We start from the raw sequence: 14,907 nt of genomic DNA, 5'->3' as shown, positions 1-14,907 counted from the left end.
ATCGATGGATTCTGTGGGAGCCGCTACAGCGGCGATCGGGCTGCACCAGGAAAGCCCATCGCCGCTGTAGCGGCTCCCACACGGCTCACCCGGCCGCCGGATGCGTGTTCATCGCCAGCCACTTGCACGCCATCCGGTTGAGCGAGGCATCCGGATCCTCCGCCACCTCGGCCACCGGCCGCCAAGCCAGACCCAGCGACTCGTGGTTGCCGACGAAGTCCTCGCCTCCCAGCGCCCGGACCACGTAGCGCACGTCGTGATGCCAGTGCCCAGGCACCTCGCCACGCTCGGGGATCCAGTGCCGGTCCAGGTCGAAGATCGCCGCGTCCTCCACCACCAGCCCGGTCAGCCCGGTTTCCTCCTCGGCTTCCCGCAGCGCCACCCGCGCCAGGTCGATGTCGCCGTCGGCGTGCCCGCCGGGTTGCAGCCAGCGCAGCAGCTTGGCGTGATGCATCAGCAGAGTCCGTGTGCCGTCGGCACTGACCAGCCAGGCCGAGGCGGTGAAGTGCCCGCTCAGGCGCCCGCGCACGAAGGCATCTGTGTGCGCCAGCAAGGCCTCGAAGTGATCGCAGGCATCGGCCTCGGTGGGCCGCTGACGTCGGTAGGCGGCCAACTGGGCCGTCAACGCGGGAAGCTGGGTCATGGCAATGAAAGCGGGCGCCGGGCGCCCCGTCGTGACAGGGGCTGCGGCGGTCCCGACAAGGGTCCAAGGTAACTTGTGCAACTGACAGTATGACGGGTAAGGTTCGGCGGTCGTATCCGCCGCGCCGAGGGGGCAACAGCGGGTTCAGATCCGCTTTTTCGCCTCGTCCTAGGGGAACACCGCATGCTGTTCTGGCGCGTCAAGCCGCTTGAGAAAATCCTCGAAACCGCCGAGAAGAAGGCGCTGACCCGCCAGCTCGGCGCCTTCCAGCTGACCATGCTGGGTATCGGCGCGGTCATCGGCACCGGCATCTTCGTGCTGACCGCCGAAGCCGGGCAGAAGGCCGGCCCCGGCCTGATGATCGCCTTCGTGATCGCCGCGGTCGTCTGTGCACTGGCCGCCCTGGCCTATGCCGAACTGGCCTCGATGATCCCGGTATCCGGTTCGGCCTACACCTACACCTATGGCGTGCTGGGCGAACTGCTGGCCTGGATCGTGGGCTGGGCCCTGGTGCTGGAATACGCGGTGGCCGCCGGCGCGGTCGCGGTGGGCTGGTCGGGCTACATGAATGGCCTGCTCAACAGTGCCGGGTTCGGCCTGCCCGAGGCGCTTCAGGTCGGCCCTCAGGCCGGCGGCGCCTTCAACCTGCTGGCGTTCCTGATCTCGCTGGTGGTGACCGGCCTGCTGGTGCTGGGCACCTCCAAGAGCGCCTGGGTCAACGCGATCCTGGTCTCGTTGAAGATCGTCGCCCTGATCCTGTTCATCGCCGTGTCCGTGCCCGCGGCCAAGGACGCCAACTTCCAGCCGTTCCTGCCGACCGGCTGGGGCAGCCCCATGGGCGGCATCGGCGTGCTGGGGGCAGCCGCCTCGATCTTCTTCGCCTACGTGGGCTTCGATGCGGTTTCCACCGCCGCTGAGGAAACCAAGAACCCCAACCGCAACATCCCCATCGGCCTGATCGGCTCGCTGGTGATCTGCACCCTGTTCTACCTGTTGGTCGGCTACGGCGCGGTCGGTTCGATGGGCGCGCAGCCGCTGATGGACGCGACCGGCGCCGCCCTGGCCCCGGGCAGCACCGAGTTCGCCGCCGCCTGCGCCCTGCCCGAGCACGCTGAAGCCCTGGTCTGCAGCCATGAGCCGCTGGCCCACGTGTTGCGCGTGCTGGGTTTCGCCGGCCTGGGCAACGCCATCGGCATCGTCGCCGCCCTCGCCCTGCCGACGGTCATCCTGATGATGATCTTCGGCCAGACCCGCATCTTCTTCACCATGTCCCGCGACGGCCTGCTGCCGCAGTGGCTGGCCAAGGTGCATCCCAAGTTCCACACCCCGCACCGCATCACCCTGATCACCGGCATCTTCGTGGCGTTGTTCGGGGCGATGTTCCCGGTCGGCATCCTGGCGGACATCTCCAACTCCGGCACGCTGTTCGCCTTCATCATGGTGGCCGTGGGCGTGCTGGTGCTGCGCGTGAAGCAGCCCAACCGCCCGCGTCCGTTCAAGACGCCGCTGGCGTGGCCGATCTGCATCCTGGCCATCGCCGGCTGCCTGCTGCTGTTCGTCAACCTCTCCGGCTACACCATCGCGCTGTTCTTCGGCTGGGCGGTCATCGGCCTGGTCGTGTACTACCTGTACGGCTATCGCCGCAGCCACATGATCCCGGGCAACGAGCCGCCGGACGACGGCGAGTCGATGCCCCCGGAGCCCAAGTTCCACGAAGGCCCCCAGGCCTGATCGGTCCAACGCGGCAACGCATGAATGGAAACGGCGCGGTCACCCGCGCCGTTTCCACATGCGGGTAAAATTCCGCGCATGAACGCCCTGCCCTACGATGCCGCGCGCCTGGACGTGCTGGCCGACGAGATCACCGCCAACGTCGCCGAGCTGGCGCGCCTGGGTTGGACCCCGGCCACCAGCAGCAACTTCTCCGAACGCCTGGACGATCGCCATGCGGCGATCACCGTCTCCGGCGCGGACAAGGGCCGCATGGGCCGCGAGCACATCATGGTGGTGGATTTCGAAGGTGCGCCGGTGGCGACCGACAAGCGCCCTTCGGCCGAGACCCTGCTGCACACCCAGCTGTACAAGCGCTTCCCCGAGGTGGGCTGCGTGCTGCACACCCACTCGCCGGTGCAGACCATCGCCTCGCGCCTGTATGCCGGCGCCGGCCACCTTCGCCTGGAAGGCTACGAGCTGCTCAAGGCCTTCCACGGCAACAGCACCCATGAGATGGCCGTGGACGTGCCGGTGTTCGCCAACACCCAGAACATGCAGGTGCTGGCCGCGCAGGTGGACGCGCTGCTGGACGAGCGCCCGCTGTGGGGCTACCTGATCGATGGCCACGGCCTGTATGCCTGGGGCCGGACCATGGCCGAGGCGCGGCGCCACCTGGAGGCGTTCGAATTCCTGTTCCACTGCGAGCTGGAGCTGCGCAAGCTCGGCTGTCGCAGCTGACGACACCCGATCACTGCGTTCTGCATTGCACCACGCCGCCCGTCGGGCCGGCTTGCTACGCTTCGCGCCCTGCTCCCTTTCCGCCTGGAGTCCCCCATGAGCCGCCTTCGCATCTTTGATCACGCGCAGCCGGAAACCCCGCTTTTCGCCAGCTACGACCCGGACTTCATCGCCACCGAGCTGGAGAAGATCGGGGTGCTGTTCGAGCGCTGGCAGGCGTCCAAGCCGATCGAGCCCGGTGCCTCGCCGCAGGAGGTGATGGACGCCTATCGCGCCGACATCGACCGGTTGGTGACCGAACGCGGCTTTAAGTCCGTCGACGTGGTCAGCATCGCCCCCGACCATCCGGCGCGCGCCGAGATGCGCACCAAGTTCCTGGACGAGCACTTCCACAAGGAAGACGAGGTCCGCTTCTTCGTCGCCGGCTCGGGCCTGTTCACCCTGCACGTGGAGGACAAGGTCTACGAGATCGAATGCGTGAAGAACGATCTGATCGCCGTGCCCGACGGCACCAGGCACTGGTTCGACATGGGCGAGTCGCCGAGTTTCGTGGCGATCCGCTTCTTCACCGAGCCGGATGGCTGGGTGGGCCACTTCACCGGCGAGACCATCGCCGCACGCTTCCCCCGCTACGTACCGGAGTCTTCGCGCTGATGACAACGATCCAGGCCGTCGTCACCGACATCGAAGGCACGACCAGCAGCATCACCTTCGTCAAGGACGTGCTGTTTCCCTATGCGCGCCAGGCGCTCCCCGACTTCGTGGCACGCAACGCCGAGGAACCCGACGTTCGCGCCCTGCTCGATGCCCTGACCGAAGAAGTGCCCGAGGCCGCCGATGACGCGGCACGCGTGGCACTGCTGCAGACCTGGATCGACGAGGACCGCAAGCACACCGTGCTCAAGACCTTGCAGGGGATGATCTGGGAGGCCGGCTATCGCGAGGCCGAGTTCACCTCGCACATGTACCCGGACGCGGTCGAGGCCCTGCAGCGCTGGTATGCCGAAGGCGTGGCGCTGTACGTGTATTCCTCCGGCTCGATCGCCGCGCAGAAGCTGCTGTTCGGCTACAGCGACGCCGGCGACCTGACCCCACTGTTCTCCGGCTTCTTCGACACCACGACCGGGCCCAAGCGCGACACCGCCAGCTACCGTGCGATCGCACAGGCCATCGGCGATGCGCCGGAGGAGATCCTGTTCCTGTCCGACGTGGTCGAGGAGCTGGACGCCGCGCGCCAGGCGGGGCTGCAGACCGTCCTGGTCGACCGCCTCGAGGACTACGCGCAGCCGCGCACCGGCGAGGCCACCGGCGGGCATCCCCGGGTCACCGATTTCAGCCATATCGCACCGGCCTTGGAATAAAGCGGACCACCGCTTTTCGAGAACGATTCGCGTTTCTTCATCGATCGATGTGATGGCCTAGACTGCGCACCGCGTCCTCCGCCAGCAGCCTGCCAGCGAGGACGCGCACCGGTCACCGCCCGCCAGCTTCAGCCAGCCAGCCGACCGCTTCGAACGCCCCGCAAGGGGCGTTTCGCATTTACTGCCCCGTCATTGCGGTCGCCTCGCCCGGTGCGGGCGCCCGGCATACCAGCGGGCGATCACTTCGCGCTCGTCCGGGGTCATCTGCGTGGCATTGCCCATCGGCATGTTGCGCAGCTCCACCACCTGACGGTTGATCCGCTCCGCGTTGTCCTGGACCTGCTGGAAGGTGTCCAGCTTCAGCACCCAGGATGCATAGACCATCTGCATGGCGTGGCTGGAATGGCAGGCCTGGCAGTGCTGCACCACGATCGACATCACCGCCTGCTGCTCCGGCGTCAAGGACTTGGCCGCCATCGGCTGCGCTGTCGGGACTGGCGCGTCCTGCGGCGCTGCGATTTCCCATACGAACACGACGGCGACCAGGCCCACGGCGATCATCGGCAGTGCCCAGGTCCGACGGCCACGGCGCCAGCGCAGCGCGAACCACGCCAGCAGCGCGAATGCGAGCAGCGTGGCAAGGACGGTCAGGCCAATGGCCATGGGCAGGACTTCGAAGACAGGGGCATCGCGAACACGGGAAGGACATCACCACCGTCGGCGCGAGCGCACGGTCAGGCGTGGCATCAGTTTAGCGGGCCGCCACCTCGACGGCCCGCGCGGCCTTGCCCTCAACCGCCGCGATAGGTCGAATAGCCGAACGGCGACACCAGCAGCGGCACGTGGTAGTGGCCCTCCCCGGTGATGCCGAAATCCAGCGCGATGACGTCGAGAAACGGCGGCTCCGGCAGTGTGGCGCCTGCGCTGCGGAAATAGTCGGCCACCGCGAACACCAGCCGGTAGCGCCCCGCCGCCAGGACATGCTCGCGCAGCGCCGGGCAGCGGCCATCGGCGTCGGTCACGCCCTGCCACAGCGCGGTGCCGGCGCCATCCAGCAACTGCACGGCCACCCCCGCCGCCGGGCCTCCGCGACTGGTGTCCAGCACATGGGTGGAAAGCGAGGTCATGCCGCGGACTCCTGAAGGGGCGGCCACTGGCCGGTGAATTCTTCCTCGTCGAAGGCCAGGAAGTCATGCACCACAGCCTGGCGATCATCGACGAACAACTGGTTGGCCACCGCCTGCGCCAGCCGCGGCAGCGCGTACTTCAGGCCCGACAACGCCGCAGCCGACAACCCCAGGTTGATCAGCGCCGAATAGTTGAACGCGAACAGGCCATGCAAGTGCGCCGCGGCCTGCGCCTCGCGCGGCTGCAGCTCGAAGCCAGGTCCCAGATAGGGATGCGCATCGAGCAGCGGGTTGGCGAGCTCCGCTGGCGGCGTGTAGCGGTCGCGCCAGCGGGCGATGCCCGGCGCCAGTTCGGCCAGCTCCGGACGCAGATCCGGATCGGTCACCAGTCCGGTGGCGATGGCCAGGAAATCGAATACCTGCTCGCCCTGCGGCGTGGTTACCACGGCCTTGCCGTCGCGTTCTGCAACCGACAGCCACGGCGCGCCCAGGTGCAGGTGGAAGCCTGGCATCGCCACCGCGCGGGCGTAGGTGTCGTTGGTCGGCGGCTGGTTGCGGGCGAAGAAGCTCGCCATCAGCGCGTACTTGTCGGCATCGGGCAGCGCGGGGAAGCGCGCGATGATGCCGGCCTGTTCCATGTGCCGGATCGGATTGACCCGCGGCAGCTGCGCGCGACGCACGAACACATGCGCCTGCGCGACACCCCGCTGCAGCGCGTACTGCGCGTTGTCGAACGAGGACGCGCCCCCGCCGAGGATGCCGATGCGCTTGCCGGCCAGCCTGTCGTAGTCCAGCGGACCGGAAGTGTGGGCGTACAGCGTGGGCGGCAGGTTGTCCGACACGAACCTGGGCACCACCCATTGCCCGCCGCCCTGGATGCCGGTGGCCAGGATCACCTTGCGCGCCAGCAGCACGCCGCCACCGTCCAGGTGCAGGCGATGCAGGCCGGATTCGGGCAGCGGCTCGACGCGGACCAGCCGCGTGTCGTTGCGCACCGGGAGCTCCAGAACGCGCCGATACCAGCGCAGGTAGGCCATCCAGTCCTCGCGCGGGATCTTGTCCAGCGCCTCCCAGCCGGCGGCGCCGTGCTGGGCCTCCCACCAGCTGCGGAAGGTCAGCGATGGAATCCCCAGGTCGATCGAGGTGATCTGCTTGGGCGTGCGCAGGGTGACCATGCGCGCGTAGCTAACCCAGGGGCCTTCGCGGCCTTCCGGACACTCGTCGATGACCAGCAGGTTGGAGACCCGCTCGCGCATCAGCGCGAACGCGGCGCCCAGCCCGCTCTGTCCACCGCCGACGATGACCACGTCGAAGACATGGCCCGCGTCGCTGGCGCGCGGACGCGTCCAGTCGGGCTTGCCGTGGTCCAGGCAGGCCAGGTCATGGGCGACACGGCGTTCCAGCTCGGCCAGGCTCACGCGTGCGTGCCCTCCAGCGAGACGTGCGCGGACACGACCTTCCAGCCCTCGGCAAAGCGCACCCAACTCTGGCTCTGGCGGCCGCGCCGGGTGGCGCCTTCGCGGAAGAACTCCGCGTTGGCGGTGGCGAAGTCGCGCCCGAACGTGGCGATCTCTACCCGTCCGAGCCTGCGCTGAGGCGAGCCGCCGCGCCCGACGCGGAACGCGCGGATCTCCTCGATGCCGTACAGCACCTCGCCCACCCCGTAGCGCACCGTGGTCGGCGCGGCATGGAACAGGCGGTCCATCGCGGCGATGTCGTCGGCCATCAGCGCCTGCTCGTAGGCGTCGAAGGCGGCGCGGACCTCGGCCACGATGGCCGGGTCATTGATCGTGGGCTCGCCCATTGCACTCATGCGGCCAGTTCCGCGTTCCAGGCGGCCAAGGCGGCTTCCACGCCGGCGCCCGGCGGGCAGGTGAAGCCCTCCATGCGCAGCACGGTCTCCAGCGCGCCCAGGGTGATCAGCACCTTGTGCTTGGCCGCGTTGTAGCCCATCGCGCCGATGCGCCAGACCTTGCCCTGCAGCGGACCGAAGGCGGTGCCGATCTCGATCTCGAAATCCTCGCGCATGCGCTTGCGCACCGCTTCGCCATCCACGCCGGTGGGGATCACCAGGCCGGTGACGTTGGTCATGCGATGGGCATCGTCGCCGAACACCTCCAGCCCCAGCGCCCGCGCGCCCGCGGTGACCGCCGCACCGGCGGCGCGATGGCGCGTGTAGCGGCGTTCCAGGCCTTCCTGCAGCACCACGCGCGCGCACTCGCGGGCGCCGTAGAGCATGCTGGTAGCCTCGGTGTGGTGGTTCAGGCGCTTGTCCGACCAGTAGTCCATGACCATCGCCAGGTCAAAATAGTTGGACAGGATGCGCGGGCCATCGCCATCGTCGATGTCATCGCGCGCGATGCCGCGCTCGACATGACGCCGCGCGAAGATGTGCGCAGCGGCCGCCTCGGACACGGTGATCGGCGCCGAGCCCGACGGTCCGCCCAGGCACTTCTGCAGACCGCCGCTGACCACGTCGACCTCCCAGCGATCGGCCGCGATCTCCATGCCACCGATGGTCGCGGTGGCATCCACGTAGGACAGCGCGCCGTACTGCCTGCACAGCGCGCCGAAGCCCTCCAGCGGCTGGGCCATGGTGGTGGAGGTATCGCCATGGATGGTCGCCACGACTTTGGGCCGCACGCGCTTGAGCGCGTCCTCGATGACGTCCAGCGGCACCACCTCGCCCCAGCGCGCTTCGACGGTTTCGATCTTCGCGCCGATGCGGCCCAGGATCTCCCCCAGCAGCAGGCCGAAGCGGCCGAAGTTCACCACCAGCACGGTGTCGCCCGGCGCCACCAGCGAGACCAGCGCCGCCTCGATGCCGGCGCGCGCGGTGCCGTCGATCAGGAAGGTCTGTGCGTTGCGCGTGCCGAAGATCGGACGGTACAGCGCCATGACCTCGTTCATGTACGCGGTCATCTCCGGATCGAACTGCCCCAGCAGGTCGGCGGACATGGCGCGCAGCACGCGCGGGTGGGCGTTGACCGGGCCAGGGCCCATCAGCAGGCGCTGGGGGGGATCGATCTCGCCAAAAACGTCAGTTGCCACGGGTTGCTCCCAATCGTTCGATGAAATCCAGCATGGCCGCCACGGCCGCGCCGGCGTCGGCCGCGCGCGCGCGCTCGGCCGGGTTGTGTGAGATGCCGCCGTCGCAGCGGATGAACAGCATCGCGGTCGGGCACAGGGCGCGCATCACCATCGCGTCGTGCCCCGCACCGGACACCAGCCGGCGCGGCGCGATGTCCTGCGCCTGCACCGCCTGCGCCAGCAGCTCGATCAGATGCACATCGCAGGGGCTGGCGGCCAGGTCCTGCACCTGCGTGGCTTCGACCTGGATACCGCGCGCAGCGGCGATGGCCTCGAAGCGGCGCAGGATGTCTGCCGCGCCGGCATCACGCGTGGCGTTGTCCCCCGTGCGCACGTCCAGCGAAAACGTCACCCGTCCTGGCACCACATTGGTCGCGCCCGGCAACACCTGCAGGCGGCCGACGGTGGCGACCAGGTCGCTGTCCGCCTCGCGCGCCACCGCCTCGACCGCCAACACGCACTCAGCGGCGGCGGTGAGCGCGTCCAAGCGCAGCGGCATCGGCGAGGTGCCGGCATGGCCAGCGCGCCCACGCACGCTCACTTCGAAGCGCAGCTGCGCGGCGATCCCGGTGACCACGCCCAGGGCCAGGCCTTCGGCCTCCAGCACCGGGCCCTGTTCAATATGCGCCTCGAGATAGCCGATCACCTCATCGCTGCGGCGCGCGGCCTGCCCGAGTTGGGTCGGGTCGAGCTCCCAGGCCCGCAGCGCCTGCGCGACCGACACGCCGGCCGCGTCGGCCACCCCGTCGATGGCATCTGGCGCGAGCGTGCCGGCCACCGCGCGGCTGGTGAACATGGAGGCGGGAAAGCGCGAGCCTTCCTCGTCGCCGAAGGCGATCACCTCGATGGCGAACGGCAGACGAATGCCTTCGGCCTGCAGCCAGGCCACGCACTCGATGCCGAGCACGATGCCCAGCGGCCCGTCATAGCGGCCGGCGTCACGCACGCTGTCCAGGTGACTGCCGATCAGCAGCGCCGGCGCGTGTGGCGTATCGCCTTCGTAGCGGCCGATCAGGTTGCTGGCCGCGTCCATGCGCACGGCCATGCCGGCCTCACGCATCCATTCGGCCACTCGGGCCTGCGCGGCGCGATGGGCCGGCGTGAGCCAGGCCCGATACAGCCCGGTGTCCGAATCGGTGAACGGCGCCACGCCCAGCGCATCGCAGCGGGCGATGGCGCGCGCGCCGGCCTCGGCGTGCGTCAGGGCGGGCGCGGCACTCATGGCTGCGCCTGCTTCGGCACCGCAGCGGGTGCCAGGGCGGCTTCCACCAGCTTGAGCACACCAGCCTTGTCCACGTCCAGGCAGGCGGTGGCGTTCGGTGCACCGGCGCCGACGCGGGTCATGCCGTCATCCTCCACGGTGATATGCAGCGGCACCGGCTTGCACACCGACGGCGCCAGCAGGCGCGCGACCGGGACCACGTCGAACAGCGTGGGCGTGGTGCCCCACGGGCTGCGCTCGGCCCACAGCGCGTACAGCGCCGACAGCGGCGCGGCATACGGCGTGTGCGCGGCGAAGATCCGCGCCTGCAGCGGCGCCGGCAGCGCGATCTCGGTCGAGTCCAGCGGCTGCACTTCCACCTTCACTCCGCTGGCCAGCAGGTCGCGCAGGGCCTGCGGCGCCAGCTTGATGTTGTATTCGGCGCTGGGCGTGTCCGAGTTGGTGCCCGCCTGCGGGCCGTAGCCACGATGGATCGAGCCGCCCATCAGGATCACTTGCTTGAGGCGCGCGAAGGTCCGCGGGTCCTGCTTCAGCGCGGCATCGACGGTGGTCAGCGGTCCCAGCGCCAGCAGGGTCACCGTGCCGGCAGGGGCGCGCTTGAGGGTCGCCAGCAGGGCATCGACGCCATCGCTGCGCACCTGCGGCGCGGGGCTGCGCAGCCAGCCGGCCTGCCCGATCTCGCCTTCGCGCGTGCCGATGGCCGGGCCAGCGGCCAACGGGACATCCGCATGCCCGGTGTCATGCAGCAGCTGGGCGATCAACTGCGCGCGGGTCTGCGTGTCGCCGTAGGTGGTGGTGACTAGCAACGGCTTGAGGCGTGGCGAGGCCAGCACCAGCGACAGCGCGAAGCCGTCATCGATGTCGGTGCCGAAGTCGTTATCCACAATCACCGGGATCGGCGCGGGCTTCGCCGCCTCGGCCGCGCAGGCCAAGCTTGTATGCAGCAGCAGGACAGCCGCAAGGGCGAGCGCTTGCAGGCCACGGCGCGGTCGCACGTTGCGCATACCGGAGTTGGAACGAAAGGAATTCAAGGACATGGATTGCATCGAGGAAACGGCGGGCCGGCCATGATGCGCTGCGGGCGTCAGGCTCACCATCCGGCCACCGCACCATCGCTGCGCGGATCGCTCGCGCCGCTCAGTGTGCCGTCCGCTTCGCGCACCAACGCGCCGGCATGGCCCATGACCGAGGTATAGGCCGGCAGCAGTTCGACGTGGTGGCCGGCGGCGCGCAGCGCTTCGACCACGGCCGGATCGAAGCGGTCCTCCAGCTTCAGTGAGGTGCTGTCCTCGCCCCAGGTACGGCCCAGCAGCCAGCGCGGCGCGCTGACCGCCTGCTGCAGTGGCATGCCGAAGCGCGCGTAGCGGCTGAACACCGCCGCCTGCGTCTGCGGCTGGCCTTCCCCGCCCATCGTGCCGTAGCTCATCACCCGGCCATCGTCGAACACCGCCAGCGCGGGATTGAGCGTGTGGAACGGCTTGCGTCCGGGTTTGAGCGCGTTCCAGCCATCGGGCGCCAAACGGAAGCTGCAGCCACGGTTCTGCCAGGTGATGCCGCTGCCCGGCAGCACCAGTCCGGAGCCGAATTCGAAATAGGTGGACTGGATGCAGCTCACCGCCTGCCCGCGCGCATCGATGGCGCCGAACCAGCAGGTGTCGCCGGCCTGCGAGGGCTGCGGCCATGGCAGCGCCTGGCGCGGATCGATGCGCGCGGCCAGCGCATCGAGCGCGGCTGCATCGTCGAGCAGCGCCTGCGCATCCAGCGTCATCCACGCCGGATCGCCAACATGTTGATCGCGGATCAGGAACGCTTGCTTGGTCGCCTCGACCAGCCCGTGCAGGTGCGCGAAGCCCTCGCCTTCGGCCACGTCCAGCCGCTCGAACAGCGCCAGGATCAGCAGCGAGGCCAGGCCCTGCGTCGGTGGCGCGTGGTTGTAGAGCGTGGCCGCGCGCAGGCGGACCTGCAGCGGCACGCTGGCTTCTGCGCGATGCGTTTTGAGGTCGTCCAGCGTGAGCGGGCTGCCCAGCGCCTGCAAGTCGGTGGCGAGATCTTCGCCCAGCGCACCACGGTAGAAATCGTCCAGGCCTGCGCCCGCCAGCTGTTGCAGCGTGGAGGCCAGCGCGGGCTGGCGCAGCAGCTCGCCTTCGCGCAGCGGGCGGCCTTCAGGTTCGAAGGTGGCCGCGTAGGCGCCGGGCTGCACGCGCAGTTCAGCGCCCTTGCTCGCCGCGATCTGCGCGCCGCCGGCGGTGACCGGCACGCCGGCCTGGGCGTGGTGGATGGCATCTTCCAGCAGGCGCGCCAGCGGCAGGCGGTTGCCCTCGCCTTCCAGCGCCTTGGCCCAGCCAGAGACCGTGCCGGCCACGGTGTTGGCCGCGCCCGGGCCGCGCCAGGGGATCGTCTCCTGGCCGGCATAGAACGCCAGCCTTGCCGCCTGTGCGCTGCGCCCGCAGGCATCGATGGCGTGCATGCGGCCATCGGCTTCGCGGACCAGCCAGAAGCCATCGCCGCCCAGCCCGGTCATGTGCGGATACACCACCGCCAGCGTCGCGGCGATGGCCACGCAGGCTTCGACCGCGGTGCCGCCGTCGCGCAGCACATCGCGTCCGGCCTGCGCGGCCAGATGGTGCGGGGCCACGGCCATGCCGCGACGGGCACGCAAGGTGTGCAGCATCAGGCGATCCCTCCGGCCGGGGCATGCACGCCGGTGAGGCCGCGGGCCTCCAGCGTGCGGGCCACGGCGAACAGCCGGTCCTCGCACCCGGGCGCGGCAATCAGCTGCACGCCCAGCGGCAGCTGCCCGGGGCGCCACAGCGGCGCGGCCAGCACCGGGCATCCGGCCAGGCCCAGCGGCTGGGTGAAGATGCCCAGGTTCGCGCGTGCCGACACCGGCTGGCCGTCGATCTCGATGGTGGCCTGGTCGATGCGTGGCGCCACGCAGGGCACGGCCGGGGCGATCAGCACATCCACCTGGTCCCACAGCCGCGCCATCGCCGCGCGGAACCACGCCGCGAAGTGCTGGACCTGCGCCAGCACCGGGGCGGGCTGCAACATTCCCGCCAGCAGCCGGTCACGCACGGCCGGATCGAAGCCATCCGGATGATCCTGCAGCGCCTGTCGATGCAGCCACGCGCCCTCGATCGCGGTCATGACGAAGGCCGCCATGCGTGAGTGCCTCGCCTCTGGCAGTTCGAGCGTGTCCTGAACATTCAACGCCGCCGCGATGGCATCCAGCCCGGCACGCAGGTCCGGATCCAGGTTCGCGTCGAACCAACCGCCCAGCCGCGCGATGCGCAGGCCCGCCACCTCGACCGGCGCCAGCGCCGCCTCGGCCATCACTTCATGCACGGTCTGCAGCACGTCCAGCGAGCGCGCGAATGGCCCGGCCACGTCCAGCGCATCCACGAACGGAAACACCCCCTCCAGCGGCACCTGCCCATGCGTGCTGCGCAAGCCATAGACGCCACACAGCGCGGCCGGCACGCGGATCGAGCCGTTGGTGTCCGAGCCCAGCGCGAACGGCACCAGCCCCGCTGCCACTGCCGCCGCAGAACCACCCGACGAGCCACCCGCCAGCCGCTGCACATCATGCGGATTGCGCGTGGTGCCGAAGTGCGCGTTGACCGTGGCGAAGCCATAGGCGAATTCGTCCATGTTGGTCGTGCCCACCAGCACCGCGCCGGCCTGCTTGAGTCGGCGCACGACTTCGGCATCGCGCGTGGCAGGCGCCGCGTCGATCCGCATCGCCGCGCCGGCGGTGGTGGTCAGACGGGCCACGTCGAACAGGTCCTTGACCGCGAACGGCACGCCGGCCAGCGGCGCCTCGGTACTCGCATTGGAGGTACTGCCGGCCTCGAAGATGCGGGTAAAGGCCACCAGTTCCGGGTTGCGCGCGTGCAGCGTGGCGACCAGCCCGGGCAACTCCACGCGCTGGTCGGCGGCCACATCGCCCGCCGCCGGCACCGGTGAGAAATCAAAGCTGGCCAGCGCGTCCACGTAGCCGGCCAGCAATTCAAGGTTCTGGGACACGCCGGGGCGCGTCGAAGGGTCTGTCATGTTCACAGGGCCAATGTAAGACGCGGGCTGCGGCTGCGCGAGCAGCACACGGTGATCTGGCGGTTGCCCGCCTTCTCCGTCTCGCTCTGCACCGAGTCGCGATGGTCCGGCATGCCTTCGACCACGTCGGTCAGGCAGGCGCCGCAGATCCCCATCTCGCACGACAGGCTCAGCGGCACACCGGCCTCCCCCAGCACCTGGGCGATGGTGCGATCGGCCGGCACGCAGTAAACCTGCCCGGAGGACGCCAGCTGCACCTCGAACGCCGCATCCTGCGCGGCCGCATCGGCCGACGGCACCGGCACCACTGGGGCGAAGGCCTCGCTGTGGATGCGCGACGCGTCCCACCCCCGCGCCTGCGCGGCGGCGGTGATGTGGTCCATGAAGGCCGCCGGCCCGCACAGGTAGAGCTGATGGTCGTTCCCTGCCCCGTCCAGCGCCCCGGGCAGCACCTGGCGCGCGTCGCGGCCTTCCTCGGCGCTGTGCAGGTGCACGCGATCGCCCAGCTCGCCCTGCAGCTGGCGCAGGAAGGCGATCTCCTGTCGGCTGCGCACGTAGTAATGCAGTTCGAAGGATGCCCCGCCCGCCAGCAGCTGGTGGGCCATCGCCAGCAGCGGGGTGATGCCGATGCCGCCGGCCACCAGCACGTGGTGGCCGCCGGGCATCAGCGCGAACAGGTTGCGCGGTGTGGAAATGGTCAGCGCCTGGCCCACGCGCAGGCGCTCGTGCACGCTGGCCGAACCCCCGCGCGAGGCCGGCTCCCGGCGCACGCACAACACGTAGCGCGAGCGGTCGGCTGGCGGGCTGGCGATCGAATACTGGCGGATCAATCCGCCCGGCAGATGCACGTCCACGTGCGCGCCGGCCTCGAACGCCGGCAGCGCCGCGCCATCGGCGCGCATCAGTTCCACCGCCACGTTGCCCGCGCCCTGGCGGCTCATGGCGTCGATCACGACCTCC

General features: G+C 69.7%; 15 protein-coding genes. 4 read left to right on the top strand and 11 right to left on the bottom strand.

The features are described 5' to 3' along the window. Window positions 1-85 precede the first annotated feature (85 nt). Entirely contained in the window at window positions 86-643 is a 558-nt protein-coding gene (locus tag PJ250_RS15545; protein WP_271645463.1) for an NUDIX hydrolase, read from the bottom strand. A gap of 183 nt (window positions 644-826) precedes the next feature. Here PJ250_RS15545 and PJ250_RS15540 point away from each other — a divergent pair, with 183 nt between their 5' ends. From PJ250_RS15540 to mtnC, 4 genes are all read left to right on the top strand, one after another. Beyond that, window positions 827-2,374, top strand: coding sequence for an amino acid permease (locus PJ250_RS15540; RefSeq protein WP_271645462.1), 1,548 nt, complete (start codon window positions 827-829; stop codon window positions 2,372-2,374). A 78-nt stretch (window positions 2,375-2,452) separates the two neighbouring features. Beyond that, entirely contained in the window at window positions 2,453-3,094 is a 642-nt protein-coding gene (locus PJ250_RS15535; RefSeq protein ID WP_271645461.1) for a methylthioribulose 1-phosphate dehydratase, read from the top strand. Window positions 3,095-3,190: 96 nt separating this feature from the next. Further along, window positions 3,191-3,748, top strand: a complete 558-nt coding sequence (locus tag PJ250_RS15530) for a 1,2-dihydroxy-3-keto-5-methylthiopentene dioxygenase (RefSeq protein ID WP_271645460.1) — start codon at window positions 3,191-3,193, stop codon at window positions 3,746-3,748. Further along, on the top strand, window positions 3,748-4,455 hold the full coding sequence (mtnC, locus tag PJ250_RS15525) for an acireductone synthase (RefSeq protein ID WP_271645459.1): 708 nt from the start codon (window positions 3,748-3,750) through the stop codon (window positions 4,453-4,455). The genes PJ250_RS15530 and mtnC overlap by 1 nt, the downstream gene beginning before the upstream one ends. A gap of 189 nt (window positions 4,456-4,644) precedes the next feature. Here the strand turns inward: mtnC and PJ250_RS15520 are convergent, their stop codons facing one another. From PJ250_RS15520 to PJ250_RS15475, 10 genes are all read right to left on the bottom strand, one after another. Further along, on the bottom strand, window positions 4,645-5,118 hold the full coding sequence (locus PJ250_RS15520) for a hypothetical protein (RefSeq protein ID WP_271645458.1): 474 nt from the start codon (window positions 5,116-5,118) through the stop codon (window positions 4,645-4,647). 128 nt (window positions 5,119-5,246) lie between these two features. Further along, a complete protein-coding gene (gene uraH, locus PJ250_RS15515) occupies window positions 5,247-5,582 on the bottom strand; it encodes a hydroxyisourate hydrolase (protein ID WP_271645457.1) in 336 nt (111 codons plus the stop codon). After that, window positions 5,579-7,000, bottom strand: a complete 1,422-nt coding sequence (locus tag PJ250_RS15510) for an FAD/NAD(P)-binding protein (protein WP_271645456.1) — start codon at window positions 6,998-7,000, stop codon at window positions 5,579-5,581. The genes uraH and PJ250_RS15510 overlap by 4 nt, the downstream gene beginning before the upstream one ends. After that, complete coding sequence (hpxZ, locus tag PJ250_RS15505) at window positions 6,997-7,386, bottom strand: oxalurate catabolism protein HpxZ (protein WP_271648670.1); 390 nt, start codon at window positions 7,384-7,386, stop codon at window positions 6,997-6,999. Before hpxZ ends, PJ250_RS15510 begins: the two co-directional genes overlap by 4 nt. A 5-nt stretch (window positions 7,387-7,391) precedes the next feature. After that, window positions 7,392-8,585: a pyridoxal-phosphate-dependent aminotransferase family protein gene (locus PJ250_RS15500; RefSeq protein WP_271648669.1), complete on the bottom strand. Its 1,194-nt coding sequence runs from the start codon at window positions 8,583-8,585 to the stop codon at window positions 7,392-7,394. A gap of 37 nt (window positions 8,586-8,622) precedes the next feature. Further along, on the bottom strand, window positions 8,623-9,846 hold the full coding sequence (locus PJ250_RS15495) for an allantoate amidohydrolase (protein ID WP_271648668.1): 1,224 nt from the start codon (window positions 9,844-9,846) through the stop codon (window positions 8,623-8,625). A 44-nt stretch (window positions 9,847-9,890) separates the two neighbouring features. Beyond that, window positions 9,891-10,931: a nucleoside hydrolase gene (locus PJ250_RS15490; protein WP_271645455.1), complete on the bottom strand. Its 1,041-nt coding sequence runs from the start codon at window positions 10,929-10,931 to the stop codon at window positions 9,891-9,893. A gap of 53 nt (window positions 10,932-10,984) precedes the next feature. Further along, the gene (locus PJ250_RS15485; RefSeq protein ID WP_271645454.1) at window positions 10,985-12,565 is read right to left on the bottom strand and encodes a gamma-glutamyltransferase family protein; all 1,581 of its coding nucleotides are present in this window, start codon (window positions 12,563-12,565) and stop codon (window positions 10,985-10,987) included. Then, window positions 12,565-13,947 carry an AtzE family amidohydrolase gene (locus PJ250_RS15480; protein ID WP_271645453.1) on the bottom strand — a complete coding sequence of 461 codons (1,383 nt, stop codon included), beginning with the start codon at window positions 13,945-13,947 and terminating at the stop codon, window positions 12,565-12,567. The genes PJ250_RS15485 and PJ250_RS15480 overlap by 1 nt, the downstream gene beginning before the upstream one ends. Before the next feature lie 2 nt (window positions 13,948-13,949). Continuing rightward, complete coding sequence (locus tag PJ250_RS15475) at window positions 13,950-14,900, bottom strand: PDR/VanB family oxidoreductase (RefSeq protein WP_271645452.1); 951 nt, start codon at window positions 14,898-14,900, stop codon at window positions 13,950-13,952. Window positions 14,901-14,907 lie beyond the last annotated feature (7 nt).

The organism is Pseudoxanthomonas sp. JBR18 (genome assembly GCF_028198165.1).
Taxonomy (GTDB): domain Bacteria; phylum Pseudomonadota; class Gammaproteobacteria; order Xanthomonadales; family Xanthomonadaceae; genus Pseudoxanthomonas_A.
Note: the sequence above shows the minus strand (reverse complement) of the source record. Positions and strands in the feature narration are given on the sequence as shown.

Coding starts and splice junctions, on each gene's coding strand:
- PJ250_RS15480 (WP_271645453.1), bottom strand. CDS start 13,947: ATGACAGACCCTTCGACGCGCCCCGGCGTGTCCCAGAACCTTGAATTG.
- PJ250_RS15530 (WP_271645460.1), top strand. CDS start 3,191: ATGAGCCGCCTTCGCATCTTTGATCACGCGCAGCCGGAAACCCCGCTT.
- PJ250_RS15540 (WP_271645462.1), top strand. CDS start 827: ATGCTGTTCTGGCGCGTCAAGCCGCTTGAGAAAATCCTCGAAACCGCC.
- mtnC (WP_271645459.1), top strand. CDS start 3,748: ATGACAACGATCCAGGCCGTCGTCACCGACATCGAAGGCACGACCAGC.
- PJ250_RS15500 (WP_271648669.1), bottom strand. CDS start 8,585: ATGGGCCCTGGCCCGGTCAACGCCCACCCGCGCGTGCTGCGCGCCATG.
- PJ250_RS15545 (WP_271645463.1), bottom strand. CDS start 643: ATGACCCAGCTTCCCGCGTTGACGGCCCAGTTGGCCGCCTACCGACGT.
- hpxZ (WP_271648670.1), bottom strand. CDS start 7,386: ATGGGCGAGCCCACGATCAATGACCCGGCCATCGTGGCCGAGGTCCGC.
- PJ250_RS15520 (WP_271645458.1), bottom strand. CDS start 5,118: ATGGCCATTGGCCTGACCGTCCTTGCCACGCTGCTCGCATTCGCGCTG.
- uraH (WP_271645457.1), bottom strand. CDS start 5,582: ATGACCTCGCTTTCCACCCATGTGCTGGACACCAGTCGCGGAGGCCCG.
- PJ250_RS15535 (WP_271645461.1), top strand. CDS start 2,453: ATGAACGCCCTGCCCTACGATGCCGCGCGCCTGGACGTGCTGGCCGAC.
- PJ250_RS15485 (WP_271645454.1), bottom strand. CDS start 12,565: ATGCTGCACACCTTGCGTGCCCGTCGCGGCATGGCCGTGGCCCCGCAC.
- PJ250_RS15490 (WP_271645455.1), bottom strand. CDS start 10,931: ATGTCCTTGAATTCCTTTCGTTCCAACTCCGGTATGCGCAACGTGCGA.